At 55.0% G+C, this 14,200-nt stretch carries 15 protein-coding genes; 13 read left to right on the forward strand and 2 right to left on the reverse strand.

The window, feature by feature from the left end:
* Nucleotides 1-156: 156 nt before the first annotated feature.
* The 9 genes from nifE (at nucleotide 157) to EH198_RS08570 (ending at nucleotide 9,734) form a co-directional block, all read left to right on the forward strand.
* A complete protein-coding gene (gene nifE / locus EH198_RS08530; RefSeq protein WP_124695112.1) occupies nucleotides 157-1,518 on the forward strand; it encodes a nitrogenase iron-molybdenum cofactor biosynthesis protein NifE in 1,362 nt (453 codons plus the stop codon).
* Nucleotides 1,508-2,836, forward strand: a complete 1,329-nt coding sequence (gene nifN / locus EH198_RS08535) for a nitrogenase iron-molybdenum cofactor biosynthesis protein NifN (protein WP_124695113.1) — start codon at nucleotides 1,508-1,510, stop codon at nucleotides 2,834-2,836. Before nifE ends, nifN begins: the two co-directional genes overlap by 11 nt.
* Entirely contained in the window at nucleotides 2,811-3,212 is a 402-nt protein-coding gene (nifX, locus tag EH198_RS08540; RefSeq protein ID WP_124695114.1) for a nitrogen fixation protein NifX, read from the forward strand. The genes nifN and nifX overlap by 26 nt, the downstream gene beginning before the upstream one ends.
* Entirely contained in the window at nucleotides 3,196-3,741 is a 546-nt protein-coding gene (locus tag EH198_RS08545) for a DUF269 domain-containing protein (protein ID WP_124695115.1), read from the forward strand. Before nifX ends, EH198_RS08545 begins: the two co-directional genes overlap by 17 nt.
* An 80-nt stretch (nucleotides 3,742-3,821) precedes the next feature.
* Nucleotides 3,822-4,577 carry a HesA/MoeB/ThiF family protein gene (locus EH198_RS08550; protein WP_124695116.1) on the forward strand — a complete coding sequence of 252 codons (756 nt, stop codon included), beginning with the start codon at nucleotides 3,822-3,824 and terminating at the stop codon, nucleotides 4,575-4,577.
* Entirely contained in the window at nucleotides 4,574-5,719 is a 1,146-nt protein-coding gene (locus tag EH198_RS08555; protein ID WP_124695117.1) for a homocitrate synthase/isopropylmalate synthase family protein, read from the forward strand. The genes EH198_RS08550 and EH198_RS08555 overlap by 4 nt, the downstream gene beginning before the upstream one ends.
* Nucleotides 5,720-6,036: 317 nt before the next feature.
* Nucleotides 6,037-7,746, forward strand: a complete 1,710-nt coding sequence (locus tag EH198_RS08560) for a glycoside hydrolase family 13 protein (RefSeq protein ID WP_124695118.1) — start codon at nucleotides 6,037-6,039, stop codon at nucleotides 7,744-7,746.
* A 236-nt stretch (nucleotides 7,747-7,982) separates the two neighbouring features.
* Entirely contained in the window at nucleotides 7,983-8,717 is a 735-nt protein-coding gene (locus EH198_RS08565; protein WP_124695119.1) for a class I SAM-dependent methyltransferase, read from the forward strand.
* Complete coding sequence (locus EH198_RS08570; protein WP_124695120.1) at nucleotides 8,718-9,734, forward strand: MBL fold metallo-hydrolase; 1,017 nt, start codon at nucleotides 8,718-8,720, stop codon at nucleotides 9,732-9,734. It abuts the gene before it with no gap.
* A gap of 94 nt (nucleotides 9,735-9,828) precedes the next feature.
* Here the strand turns inward: EH198_RS08570 and EH198_RS08575 are convergent, their stop codons facing one another.
* Both EH198_RS08575 and EH198_RS24565 read right to left on the reverse strand, forming a co-directional pair.
* On the reverse strand, nucleotides 9,829-10,428 hold the full coding sequence (locus EH198_RS08575) for a phosphatidylglycerophosphatase A family protein (RefSeq protein WP_124695121.1): 600 nt from the start codon (nucleotides 10,426-10,428) through the stop codon (nucleotides 9,829-9,831).
* Nucleotides 10,429-10,434: 6 nt separating this feature from the next.
* Entirely contained in the window at nucleotides 10,435-10,593 is a 159-nt protein-coding gene (locus tag EH198_RS24565; protein ID WP_185702811.1) for a hypothetical protein, read from the reverse strand.
* A gap of 108 nt (nucleotides 10,594-10,701) precedes the next feature.
* Here EH198_RS24565 and EH198_RS08580 point away from each other — a divergent pair, with 108 nt between their 5' ends.
* The 4 genes from EH198_RS08580 (at nucleotide 10,702) to EH198_RS08595 (ending at nucleotide 14,196) form a co-directional block, all read left to right on the forward strand.
* Nucleotides 10,702-11,889 (forward strand): GerMN domain-containing protein, encoded by a 1,188-nt coding sequence (locus EH198_RS08580; RefSeq protein ID WP_124695122.1) that lies wholly within the window; start codon nucleotides 10,702-10,704, stop codon nucleotides 11,887-11,889.
* A gap of 189 nt (nucleotides 11,890-12,078) precedes the next feature.
* On the forward strand, nucleotides 12,079-12,837 hold the full coding sequence (rph, locus tag EH198_RS08585; protein ID WP_124695123.1) for a ribonuclease PH: 759 nt from the start codon (nucleotides 12,079-12,081) through the stop codon (nucleotides 12,835-12,837).
* 1 nt (nucleotide 12,838) lies between these two features.
* Nucleotides 12,839-13,486, forward strand: coding sequence for an XTP/dITP diphosphatase (locus tag EH198_RS08590; RefSeq protein ID WP_124695124.1), 648 nt, complete (start codon nucleotides 12,839-12,841; stop codon nucleotides 13,484-13,486).
* A gap of 281 nt (nucleotides 13,487-13,767) precedes the next feature.
* Nucleotides 13,768-14,196, forward strand: a complete 429-nt coding sequence (locus EH198_RS08595; RefSeq protein ID WP_124695125.1) for an NfeD family protein — start codon at nucleotides 13,768-13,770, stop codon at nucleotides 14,194-14,196.
* The last annotated feature ends 4 nt before the right edge of the window (nucleotides 14,197-14,200 follow it).

The following is a 14,200-nucleotide window of genomic DNA, read 5'->3' on the forward strand; positions in this document are numbered from 1 at the left end:
GTTATAATTTGTATGGATGATAGTTTTTGGAACAGTGTCGGGACAATGCGGATTGGGGTCCAACGTTTCGTTCTTTCCATATTTATTTCAGTTATTTTAGTCCGGGTGGTTATGAATATTGAAGCACTGAGTCTTAGCGAAGGAGATGATGATCCAATGGAGCCTATTCGAAAGGAAGAGATAGACGATCAGGCCTGCGGGAGTCTTGCCCCCAAAGCCAAGCCTTGTCCACGGCCAAAACCGGGTGAGGCAGCCGGAGGTTGCTCATTCGACGGAGCGCAAATTACATTGCTCCCGATTATGGATGCTGCGCATCTCGTGCATGGACCGGTTGCTTGTGCTGGGAATAGTTGGGAAAGTCGAGGGAGCCTTTCGAGTGGGCCTAGCCTCTCCCAATACGGATTTGCGACGGATTTAAGTAATAATGACATCATTTTTGGCGGCGAAAAAAAGCTGAAAGACAGCATTGACTATATTGCCGGGCGTTTTGCGCCTCCGGCTATCTTTGTATATTCAACCTGTGTTACGGCGCTGATCGGTGAAGATATGGATGCCGTCTGTAAAGAGGCGTCGGATCGTCTGGCTATTCCGGTAGTGCCTGTCAACAGCCCCGGCTTTGTCGGAAGCAAAAATCTCGGCAACCGGCTCGCGGGCGATGCGCTGCTCCAATATGTTATCGGTACGGGAGAACCGGAGCAGGAGACTCCGCTTGGTGTGAACCTGATTGGTGAGTATAACATCGCCGGCGAGATGTGGGACATTGAGAAGTTGATGAACCAAGCGGGAATTACGCTTCTATCCCGCATTACGGGCGACGCCAGATACAAGGAGATTACTTGGGCGCATCGCGCGAAAGCCAATATGGTCGTATGCAGCCGCGCTCTGCTTGGACTGGCGAAGCAGATGGAATCCAAGTACGGCATACCGTATTTTGAAGGATCGTTCTATGGCGCGAAAGAGACGACCTATTCTTTGCGCCAGATGGCCTTCCTTCTGAATGACAGGGAAATGGAACGCCGGGTAGACCGGTTGACAGAGCGCGAAGAGAACAGGCTGGCTCATGATTTGCGTCCGTACCGCAAAATTCTCAAAGGAAAAAAAGCGGTGCTTTATACAGGCGGAGTAAAGAGCTGGTCGGTCATTTCGGCGCTGAAAGAACTTGGCATTCAAGTTGTAGGCGTAGGCACCAACAAAAGCTCGGATGAAGATGTGCAGCGGATTGCCGACCGGGTGGGCGATGATACGGAATACATCCCGGAAGGCGGAGCAAGCCGCATTATCAAGACGGTGAAGGAACGCAAAGCCGACATTATGATTGCCGGCGGGCGGAATATGTATGTCGCAATGAAAGAACAGATACCGTTTGTGGACATCAATCAGGAGCGGCATAAAGCCTATGCGGGATACGAAGGTCTGATTCGGCTGGCCAAGGAACTGGTAGATTCTATGGTCAATCCGATCTGGAAGCTTGCGTCATCGCCTGCTCCATGGGATAAGGAGGGCAACTATGACCGTTAAGAGACGAAGCAAACCGGTATCGGTCAATCCCCTCAAAATCGGCCAGTCTTTGGGCGGCGTCCTGGCTATGCAGGGCTGCTACCGGGCGATGCCGATTGTCCATGGTTCGCAGGGCTGCAGCGCTTTTCCCAAAGCGCTTCTAACCCGTCATTTTCGCGAACCGATTGCGGTGCAAACCTCTGCGCTTCAGGAAATGGACGTTATTTTTGACGCAAACCGAAATTTGGAAGAGGCTCTGAATGCGGTGCTGTCCAAGCATCGCCCCGACATCATCGGGATTATCGGGACTGAACTGACCGATGTTGCCGGAGTGGATTACCAAAGCATGCTGAAGTCATACAAGAGAGAGCGGAATATGCGCGGCGGGCTTGCCTTCTCTGTAACGCTGCCCGATTTTCGCGGATCGCTGGAATCGGGATACAGCGTAACCGTAGAAGCGATGGTCGATGAACTGATTCAGCAGGCCGGTCTCAGGGGACAGCGAAACGTGAATTCCCGTCAAATTACGCTGCTCCCGGGTTCGTATCTCACGCCCGGAGATGTAATGGAGCTTAAGGAAATCGTATCTTCCTTCGGATTCGAGGTTATTGCGCTTCCTGATATTTCGACTTCTTTGTCAGGGCATCTGCTTACGGGATTCTCGCCGCTGACCAGAGGCGGTGTTCCTTTGGACTCCATGCTGCAGAGCCTGCAGTCGGGACTTACAATCGCCTTTGGCGCCAGCATGGAGCGTCCGGCAAGAAGATTGCATAACGCTCTGGGAACGCCATACAAAGTGTTCCAGGGAACGATGGGACTTAAGGCATCCGACGAGCTGCTGAATTTTCTGCATCAAATCAGCGGAGTTCCTGTTCCAATCCGGTACTGTTGGCAGCGGGAAAACCTGCTTGATTGCATGCTTGACGCACACTTTCAGTTCGCCGGCGTCTCCGCGCTTGCTGCGCTTGAGCCGGATCATCTGCGTTCCGTATCGGAGTGGCTTGATGAACTGGGAGTTGAACAAAAAGCGCTCATTACTTCCTACGAAACTCCGGCAGTAGCCGAAATGGAACGTGAAGTGTGGGTCGGAGATCTGGATGACGCTGAAGTTCTGGGAAGCGGAGCCGATCTGTGGATCAGCAGTTCACACGGAATAGCAGGAGCTGAACGTATCGGAGCGGCTTTCCTGGCTGCGGGCTTCCCGATTTGGAATGAGCTTGGATCTTATATGAATGTCTCCGTCGGCTATCGCGGTGCGATGGAGTGGACAAATAAAGCAGGCAATCTATTGATGAGAAGGGAGGCGGAGCATCGTGAAAGTCGCGTTCGCCACAGATGACGGAGTTCGTGTAAATGCCCACTTCGGGCAAAGTTCGATGTTTGCCATTTATAACATTACGAAGAGCAGCTGTGAGCTTGTGGAGCTCCGCAGAATACCCGACATTGCAGCCCAAGATGAGATGGGCAAGATTGACAGCCGGATCGAGGCTATTGCCGATTGCACGCTGATCTTTCTGATGCAGATTGGAGCCTCGGCGGCGGCAAAGGTGACCCGTCGCAAAATCATGCCGGTCAAAGTGCAATTTGGCAGTCCGATTGATGAGCAGGTAAAACGGCTTGTGGACATGCTGCAAGGCAAGCCTCCTATGTGGCTGGCCAAGGTGCTTCGCGCGGAAGAAGAGGAAGGAGCTGGGGTTAATGGATCAAACGGCTAACGAAATCGCAGCTGCTAATGAACAACCGGCATTGCCGAAGCGCCGTTCCAAACCGGCCCCCGATCCTGAAAAGGCGGCTCATCTTATCCGCCGCTTGAATGATCTCCTTAGCGCAACCGATTATTTCGGACGGCATGCGGCCCTTACTCCTGATGAGAAGATTGCGAAGCTGTTCTTGGCATCAGCCGAGGATAAAGCTAAGTCGGACTTCAACTGCACCGCATCCGATGAGGTCCGCCGCCAGGTGCCGGTACTGTTCCAGGCCATTGCCGGCGTGATAGAAGAGAACTGCGGCTTGATGATTCAAAGCTCTGCGGAAATCAACGTTGAGGGTTTCGGCCGCGGGCTGCTCTATAGCGGCCGCGTTATCCTTGTGATGAAGAGCCTTCGCGCAGGCTTTCCGTTCCCGTTCACTTCCCTGGACAAGACGGTTGCCTATGGGGTTGCTTGCATAGAAGAGGGCCTTGCTTTTTTGGATAAATATAAAGAACTGACTGCTGTGCACGGATTGCTCAGTCTGGAGGGATAAACTTCACTGTCAGGAAACACCTCCGATTCTATACTATATTGAAACTATTAAACCATGAGCGATAACGGAGGTAGAAGACGATGGAGCAGGCATTGGCCGGATTGGTGGAGCAGCAGCGGTATGCACGGCAGTTGAAACTGCTCGGAGAGAGCGGACAGAAGGCGCTAAAAGAAGCGACGGTAATGATCGCGGGTATCGGCGGCCTGGGCGGGACGGCAGCAATTTATTTGGCAGCCGCCGGAGTCGGAAAACTGATACTCGCTCACGAAGGTAAAATTGTTCTGCCGGACTTGAACCGGCAGATTCTGATGGATAACGATCACCTGGGAATGGAGCGGATGAGCACGGCCGTGGAGCATCTGCGGCGGCTTAATCCCGAGGTGGAGATCGAAGGCTACAATTCCAAGATTGAGTACGACAAAGCTAAACCTTGGATTGAGAGCGCCGATATTGTCATCGACGCCCGCTATGATTTTCCTGAGCGGTACGAATTGAACCGTCTCTGTGTGGATGCCGGCAAGCCGATGGTGGAAGCGGCGATGTACGGCTTTGAAATATCGCTTACAACGATGATTCCCGGAGAAACGCCATGTCTGGAGTGTTTGTACCCCGACAGCAAGCCTCAGTGGGAACCTTTGGGATTTCCAGTTTTGGGTGCAACCTCAGGTATTGCGGGTTGCCTGGCTGCGCTGGAAGCCGTAAAATGGATAACAAGGGTAGGAACGGCCTATACCGGCATTATGCATCGCTTTAACTCACTCGACTTTACCACTTACAGTGTCCGACTTACCCGTAATCCGAATTGCGCTTGCTGCGGAGAAGGAGGTAAACCGTGAAAAGTCTCAAGCTATGTGACACGACGTTAAGGGACGGCGAACAGGCGGCTGGGGTTTCATTCACGAGGGCGGAAAAGCTGGAAATCGCAAGATTGCTGTCGGAGTGCGGTGTAGAGCAGGCGGAGATCGGTATTCCGGCTATGGGAGTACGGGAGCAGGAGGACATCGCGGCCATTGCCGCGCTCGGACTTCCCATCAAGCTGATGACCTGGAACCGTGCGCTCAAAAGCGATATTGACAAGGCTTGGGCGACGGGAGTGAATTGGTGCCATGTTTCCATTCCCGTCTCTGAAGTTCAGCTTCGCGGCAAGCTCGGGCTTATGCCTGTCGAAGGCTTAACAAAGCTGCTTCGCGCGGCGGAATATGCAGTAGGACTGGGTATGACCGTGTCGGTCGGTATGGAAGATTCATCCCGTGCGGATATGGATTTTCTGGTGGAATTGGTCAATTGCCTTTATAAGGAATGCGGCGTAAGATGGTTCCGTTATGCGGATACGGTATCCGCACATCATCCCGGACAGATGGCTCAGCGGGTAAGCGCCCTGCTTGGAGCTGTACCGCCGGATGTGGAGCTTGAGGTGCACTGCCATAACGATTTCGGACTGGCTGTCGCGAACACGCTGAGCGGCATCGCCGCGGGTGCGACGTGGGCGAGCACGACGGTCGCGGGAATTGGGGAGCGCACCGGGAATGCGCCGATGGAGGAAGTGGCGCTGGCCTGGCGTTACTTGTACGGCGGCCACACCGCCATTCGAGCCGAGTTGCTTAAGCTTGCCGCGGATATGGTAATAGCGGCTTCGGGACGCAGCGTTGGAGACTCTAAACCGATTGTCGGCAAGCTGGCCTTCACACATGAATCAGGAATTCATGTGGACGGACTGATGAAGGACAGGGAGACTTACCAGACCTTCAATCCGTCGGAAGTCGGCCGTGAGCACAACTTTGTGCTTGGCAAGCATTCCGGGACGGGCGGCGTTGCCCATGTACTTGGCAAACAGGGACTTGAAGCTGACCCCGAGACGGCGGCCAGACTGCTGGTGCGTGTCCGGGATTATGCCGAGGCGAGCAAGGGGAATGTGCCGGAATCCTTGTTGGTGAAATGGCTGTTGGAAGATCGGAAGCAGGCTCCAAACGCGGTGTAAGAACCCGGGTGATGACAAGAACGTTATTGTCCCGAAATAGGAGTGGACGGAAGCGATCATGCGAAGCAGAGTAGCGGAGGAAATAAGGGGCTGATTCACGGGACATAGCTGTCCTTGTGAATCGGCCTCTTTTTGATGCGCGGAAGGCTTGAAGAATCGGTATCCATTTCTTGTTCATCTAAGCTTAATTCCTGAACGGATTGGGCATTTCCCGCAGCTAATGCTTTCAAGAATTGTTATTAGTCTCCGTGCGAAAGGTTAAGATATATTAAATGTACTTCGCAAGCGGGGTACAGTCCGCACAAGGAGGCAGGCATATGAACCCGAAATGGTGGAAGGAAAGCGTCGTGTACCAGATTTATCCCGTGAGCTTCATGGATTCGAACGGCGACGGAAGGGGAGACCTGCGGGGAATTATCTCGAAGCTGGACTATCTGAAAGATCTCGGAGTGGATGTCATCTGGGTGTGCCCCATCTACAAGTCTCCCGGCCATGACAACGGCTATGATATCAGCGATTACTGCGACATCAGCAAGGAGTTCGGAACGATGGCGGATTTCGACCTGATGCTTCGGGAGATCCATGCGCGGGGCATGAAGCTGATGATGGACCTGGTGCTCAATCACACCTCCCATCAACATCCCTGGTTTATTGAATCCCGGCAGTCGAAGGATAATCCGAAACGCGATTTCTATATATGGAGAAAAGGCAAAAACGGCGGACCTCCGAATAACTGGGAGTCATATTTCAGCGGCTCGGTGTGGGAGTACGACGAGCGGACGGAGGAGTACTACCTGCATTTGTATTCCAGATTCCAGCCCGACCTCAACTGGGAAAATCCCGTCGTCATCGATAAGCTGCATGAAATGGTAGCCTGGTGGCTGAAAAAAGGCGTGGACGGCTTCCGTTTCGACGCCATCGCGCATATTGTCAAGGCCGAAGGGCTGCCCGACGCGCTCAATCCAAAAGGCACCACGACGGTGCGGGCTTACGAAATGTTCTCCAACCTGGAGCATGTTCATACCCTGCTGCAAAACCTGCATGAGAAAGTCCTTTATTATTACGATATTATGACGGTTGGTGAGACTTCCGGCCTCGGGCCGGAGCAGGCGCTGGAGTATGTGGGCGACGGACGCCGGGAGCTGAACATGACGTTCCAGTTCGAGCATATGTTTCTGGATGCCGCCTCGGCAGGCAGCGGGAAATGGGATATCGTTCCATGGAATCTGCTGGCGCTAAAAAAAATCATGAGCGGTTGGCAGACGACTCTCCATAACCGGGGTTGGAACGCCAATTATTTATGCAATCACGATCAGCCGCGGGCGGTATCACGGTTTGGTGACGATGTTCGCTACCGGGACTGCTCGGCCAAAATGCTGGCTACTTTTCTGCATATGCTGGAAGGGACGCCATACATGTACCAAGGCGAGGAGATCGGCATGACGAATGCCGCGTTTCAGTCGATTGAAGATTACCGCGACGTCGAAACGCTCAACTACTATGAGGAGCGGCGCAACAGCGGCGTGTCCGACGAAGAAATCATGAAGGCGATCCACAAAAAGAGCCGGGACAACGCCCGGACGCCGATGCAGTGGGATGATGGCGAGGGAGCCGGATTTACAACCGGAGTGCCCTGGATCAAGCTGAACTCGAATTATGTGGAGATCAATGCAGCCAAAGCGGTCAAGGACCCTGATTCCATTTATCATTATTACAAAAAGCTGATTGAGCTGCGAAAAAAACACAAGGTGATCGTCTACGGCGAATACCGGCTGCTGCTGCCCCTTCATACTGAAATTTATGCTTTTACCCGGACGCTGGAGGATCGGCAGCTTTTGATTATTCTGAATTTTTTTGACCGCAATCCGGTCTTTGAAATGCCGCAGGATCTGTTGCAGGACGGAATGGAGCTGCTGATCTCCAATTATCCGCCGGAAAAGAGCGAAAATCTCCGCAAGCTGCCGCTGCGTCCGTACGAGGCGCGGGTTTATATAAAAACCATTCCGGGGGCGTCGGAGGGAGTGTAGAAGTTAACCGAAAGATTTGCAGGGCAGGTTCCGATGGCGTCAGCGCCGCGGGACCTGCTTTTTTGGAAGACAGGCTGACGGGGGAATCGATCTGCGCCGGCGATGATCTGCATTTTTCATGGAGTGAGAGTGACTTGCTGCTTTGAGTTTGCCGGCAAAAGGGGGTAAAATAAGCGGTACATTTGCAGATACATAGATGGGCTAGATGAAAAGGGAACTGCGGGAGGAGACCGGACATGAGTGAATGGTATGAAAAAAGCTTTGGCGAGGACTATCTGATCGTATATAAACACCGGGATTTCGGAGGCGCGCGGCGGGAAGTCGAGCGGATGATCGGCTGGCTCGGCCTGCCGGCGGGCGCCAAAGTGCTCGATCTGTGCTGCGGCATGGGCCGGCATTCGCTGGCGCTTGCGGAAGCGGGCTACGAAGTCACCGGCATCGACCTGTCGGAAGCGCTGCTGCGCGAAGCGCGCGCCCAGGAAGGCGCGGAGCGCGTGACCTGGGTCCGGTCCGATATGCGGGAACTGCCGCTTGAGGGAGGCTTCGACGCAGTGGTCAACCTGTTCACCTCCTTCGGATATTTTGAGGAGGATGAAGAGCATCTGAAGGTGCTGCGCGAAATCCGGCGGATGCTGAAGCCGGGCGGCAAGTTTATCATCGATTTCCTGAACCCGTCGTATGTGATTGCGCATCTCGTGCCGCATTCCAACCGGGAAGACGGCGACAATCTGATTGACGAGAAGCGGCGGATCGAGGACAGCTATGTGAAGAAGGACATCATCTTGACGTCCAAAATCGATGGGACGCCGCGCCAATACCATGAGCGGGTGAAGCTGTATTCGCTGGAGAAGTTTCGCGATTTGCTCGCGGCAGCCGGTCTTTCTCTTGAAGCGGTGCACGGGAGCTACGAGGAGGATGAATATGAGGCGGAAACCTCGCCGCGCATGATCTTCGTAGGGAAGCGTCCGTAAATGGACGGCGGCAAGAGCAGGCGGGAGGAAACCGCCCGGTTTAAGATTCAGGAGGGCGGATTGATTCAGGTGCTTGTGCCGATGGCGCCGCCGCTGCTGATGATGAACGGCTATCTGCTCAGGGACGATGACGGCGGTATTACCGTGGTCGATCCGGGACCCCGAAGCCGGGAAGCGGAGGCGGTCTGGGAGGAAGTTCTTCAGGAGCTTGGAGCGTCATGGAATGCTGTGAAGCAGATCGTTGTCACCCATCACCATCCGGACCATTACGGATTGGCAGGTTGGCTGCAGGAGCGCAGCGGCTGCCGGGTCTGGATGTCGAAGCGGGCGCATGCCGAGGCGGAGCTGATGTGGGGGCCTGCGTCCGTCATGGAGACGGAGCTGCCGGAGTTTTTTGCCCGGCACGGCATGCCGGAGCAGCGGGTGGCAGAGCTGAGGGAGCATCAGGCCGCGATATGGCCTGTGGTTTCGCCGCAGCCGGCAGTTTCCCATGTGGAGACGGAGCGGTCTTTTGCCATGGGCGGCCGGGAGTGGCTGCCGCTTGAGACCGGTGGACATGCGGCGGGGCATCTGTCCTTCTTCCACCCGGGCAGCGGGCAGCTGCTGTGCGGGGATGCCGTGCTGCCGCAGATTTCCCCGAATATCAGCCTGCTGCCAGGCAGTGATCCCGAGCCTCTGCGGACATTTATGGACGGGCTGTCCATGCTCCGGCAGCTGCCCGTGAAGACGGCGTTTCCGGGGCACCGTGAGCCGTTCGGTTATTTTGCGGGCCGAATTGAACAACTGCTGCTTCATCACGAAGAGCGGCTGGACGCGGCGGAGTCGCTTCTGGCGGATCGTCCGCGCAGCGGATTCGAGGTGTGCGGAGAGCTGTTCCGGGGACGGATATCCGGCATTCATCAGCTGCGTTTTGCCATGAGCGAGGCGCTGGCTCACCTCGTTGAATTGGAACGCAGAGGCCGGGCTGTCTCGGAGGAGAAGAATGGAGAGATAAGGTTTTATCGGATAGATGGCTAGTGATCTTATACGGCAGACAAACAAAGCGGGACCGGACAAGAGCGACTCTTGCCCGGTCCCGCTTTTTCAATTGGAACATTCTGAGCCTAGCGATTTATTTCGTCTTAATCTTCTCCGCGTATAAACGTCTTGCCGCCTCCTCGCTGTCCTCCGGCTCATGCGGCAGTCCGAGATCTTGCTCACGCTCCGCCTGCTTCCGGTGGGCGATTCGGCTGCTTGCAGCGGCGGCGACGGCGCCTACGATATCGTCCAAGAAGGTGTTCACTTTCCCCGTTCCCTTGTCGTTCAGCCTCTCCAGCACACCCGGCTTCAGCTTATCGATATAGCCGTAGTTGGTAAAGCCGATGCTTCCGTATACATTCACGATGGAAAAGGCCAATATTTCATCTACCCCGTAAAGACTTTCGTCATGTTCGATCATATCCTGCAGCGGCGGAAACAGCTTGCCTTCTTCTGCCAGCAGATCCAGCTGGATGCCGGTCAGGACGGCGTTCTGGACTTCCCGCTTGCTGAGCACCATCTCGACATTGTGGATGCACTCCTCGATGGTCAGGGAAGGGTAATATTTTTGCTGAAGCAGTATGACAAGCTCCGCAATTTCCTCGATCTTTACCCCGCGTGTGTGAAGCCAAGCTCTCGTTGCCTGCGCGACGGCTTTGCTGTTCAGACTGTAAGGGATTTTTGTATCGGCCATGTTCAGTCACCCCGTTATGTTGTCGTTATTGGACGTTGTCTTGGCGCATGGCTTGCCATGCTGCGCCGTAGTCAAATTGTACGTGTACAGGAAGTATTTGTCCAGAAATGGAGACTTATGCGGAAAGCGGTTGCCCTGGCGAAAGAGGTTGCTGGACACCGTCAAAAACAAGCGTAAGCGATTTTTGGATAAGCCGTTGTTATTTTTTGTCCGGGGGGCTCGTATACATAGCAGTACAAACCGTTCGATTACCTATGAAAGGGGCAAAACAAGATGATAAATAAGAAAAAATTGGCCGGCGTTTCCGCTGCCTGCCTGCTGGCGTTTCCGCTGGCGCTGTCCGGCTGCGGCTGGTTCGGCTCGGAAAAATCGGCTGCCATTGACCCGCCGCCAAGCGATGTGGAGGCGCAAATGCTGCAGACGAGCGATAACACGCTGGATAGCGGGGTCTTCGCGCCTGTTGCGGAGGACGGCGCGGACAGCGGCGCAACCGGCAGCGATTCAGGCGGGGGCGTAGCCGATTCAAGCACCGCGGCGAATAACGCCGCAAGCGGCAGCGCAAAGTCGGGAGCCAAAGGTGACAGCGACTCCAATGCGCCGCGCACGACCGTATTTTTGCAGAACGATAACGGCCTGCTTGCTCCCGTCGCTCTCAGCCTGCCGGCGGCAGAGCAAAACGGAGCGCTGAAACAGTCGCTCGAAGCTCTGGTGGATAAAGGAGCCTACGCAGCGGGCCTGCCTGACGGATTTCATGGGGTCCTGCCCCAAGGAACAGAAGTCAAAAGCGTGACATTGGACCATAATCTGGCCATCGCCGAGTTTGGCGGCAATTTCGGCACCTATGCTCCGGCAGACGAACGGAAGCTGCTGGAGGCCATTACCTGGACGCTGACCGGTCAGGAAGGAATTAAGGGAGTGCAGCTGTGGGTTGACGGCAAAAAGCTGAATGAAATGCCGCTCAAGGGAACGCCGCTCGATCGTCCGCTGACCCGCAGCCTGGGAATCAACCTGCCGTCGCAGGGCCCGGCTAAGATGAATTCCAGCGCCGTCACCGTCTACTTCTCGGCTGCTTCGCCAAGCGGAGTTCAATATTATGTACCCGTTACCCGGTTCGTGACGCCGGGACAGGACCCGCTTAAAGCGGCGATGAACGAACTGATTCAAGGCCCCGATTCGGAGAACGGACTGGAAACGGTAATGACCCCCGAGACGTCGCTGGATTCCGTAGAGAAAGGGCAGAACGGCGTAGTTACCGTATCGCTGAACGACGATATGTTCGATGATGGCAGTCAGGTGCCCGCCGAGCTGCTGGAGTCCGTGGTGCTTACGGTCGCCCAGAATTCGGAAGACGCCATGGTTCAGGTCCGCATGAACGGCAAACAGACGGTCACCGGCACCGACAATGTCGATTACGGCAAGCCCGTTTCGGCGCCGCAGTATGTGAATGAACTTCCGCTGTAAAGAGGAAGGTTAGGCACGGTTTGTTCTGTAGGCTTCCGGCTCTGCGAGCGACGGGCGGAATCAGGTACCGGTGCTGCCGGGCCTCCGCCCGGGTCGCCAGGGCGAAAAGATGCTTTTGCGCCTGCACTTTGGTAGAATAAAGGATGCTTAAACGAAGCTCACGCTATACAAATGTAGGAGGCAGACAAAATGAGATCAAACGGGCGAAACGACGATGGGCTCCGGCCGCTCAAGATTACGACCCAAACCAATAAATACGCCGAAGGCTCCGTACTCATTGAAATGGGGGACACTAAGGTCATTTGCACGGCAACCGTTGAGGAAAAAGTCCCTCCCTTTCTGAAGGGCCAGGGGAAAGGCTGGGTGACGGCGGAGTATTCCATGCTTCCACGGGCGACGCAGTCGCGCAATCAACGCGAAGCTGCGCGCGGAAAGCTGACCGGACGCACCATGGAAATCCAGCGGCTCATTGGACGGGCGCTTCGCTCGGTAGTGAATTTGCAGGCTTTGGGCGAACGGAGCATCACGCTGGACTGTGACGTCATCCAAGCGGACGGCGGCACGCGGACCGCGTCGATTACAGGTTCTTTTGTCGCGCTGGCGTTTGCCGTGAACAAAATTGCCTTGCAGCACCGTCTCAGCGCGTTTCCTATCACCGACTACCTGGCGGCGATCAGCGTCGGCATCGTGGGAGATCGCCCGCTGCTCGATCTGAATTATGAAGAGGATTCCAAAGCGAAGGTCGACATGAACGTCGTTATGACCGGAAGCGGTGAATTCGTCGAGCTGCAGGGAACAGGGGAAGAGCGTCCTTTCTCGCGAAAGGAGCTGGATCATCTGCTGAGTCTGGGCGAAAAAGGGATTCTCGAGCTGATCACCGCTCAGAAAGAAGCTTTGGGACCGATCGCGCTCAAAATTCCTTCCGGCCAGCCCGGCCAGGAGGTATAGCATGATCTCCGGAAGTGGTATTCTTATCGTCGCAACCAAAAATGCCGGCAAGGTACGCGAGTTTCAGCATGCTTTTGCGCCGTTTGGCTTGACGATACAGAGCATGTTCGATTATCCGGAGCTGCCGGACGTTGTTGAGGATGGGACGACCTTTGCGGAGAATGCGCTGAAGAAATCAAGGCAAATCGCCGAAACGCTCGGTCTGCCTGTGCTTGCCGACGATTCCGGCCTCTGCGTGGATGCGCTTGACGGCCGCCCCGGCGTATACTCCGCCCGCTATGCGGGCGAAGGCGCGTCGGACGAGGATAATAACCTCAAGCTGTTAAGCGAGCTGGAAGGGCTGAAGCAGGGCGAGGATACCGGACAGCCGTTGCTCAGCACGGCGAGGTTCGTCTGCGCCCTGTCATTGTACGACCCGTCCACGGCCACAGAACTTACGGCCGAAGGCGTTGTGGAAGGCTGGATCACTTCCGAACCGGCGGGCGGAGGAGGCTTCGGCTACGATCCCTTGTTCTATCTTCCGGAGTTCGAGAAGACGATGGCCGAGCTTACGCTGGCAGAGAAACAGTCGGTCAGCCATAGGGGAATGGCGCTGCGCCTCCTGACGGAGAAATTGGCCGTGAAGCCGCAGGACGGCGCTGGACAATAATAATATCAGAACAAGGATATGAGCGAAGCTTATACTTTCTGATATTTCAAGCAAGGCCTCAAGTCTGAATCTGTCGCTTTCGCGAAATTCAGGCTTGAGGCTTTTTTCGTTCCGCGATGCCGGTCATCCAAGTCGTAATGGTGAAAATTCGTTGTCATCATAACGCTGCTCCTGCAGAAATACAATGAATATAGCAGCTGTTCATTGCTATGCAAAAAGATGCAACGCAGAAGATTTCTTTTCGTTATTGTTAGTATAAAGCGAAAAAGAAGGTGACAGCTTTGGTTATTTGGATGATCTGGTTTATCGCCGCCGGCATTTTGCTGGTCGCCGAAATGCTGACGCTCACTTTTTACCTCCTATGGCTGTGCGTCGGTGCTGCCGCTGCCGGTCTTGTGTCGCTCGCCGCGCCGGACGCTGTACTGATGCAGGTGCTGACCGGTTCTTTGGTCGCGCTTGGATTGACTCTGTTCTCGAAACCGATGGTGTCGCGCTTCCGAGCTTCACGGGGATTCAAGGACATCGGGACCGATATTGTCGGCAAGCAGGGGATCGTCGTTCAGCCTATTGAGCAGGGCCGCCGCGGACAGGTTAAAGTCGGAGGCGATACATGGAGCGCCACGTCGGCGCAGAATCTGGCTGCGGATGAGAAGGTTAGAGTGATCGGCAGGGGAAACGCCATTATTGAAGTAGAACGCTGGGAGGTATGAGAGA

This window comes from Paenibacillus rhizophilus (assembly GCF_003854965.1).
Taxonomy (GTDB): domain Bacteria; phylum Bacillota; class Bacilli; order Paenibacillales; family Paenibacillaceae; genus Paenibacillus_AQ; species Paenibacillus_AQ rhizophilus.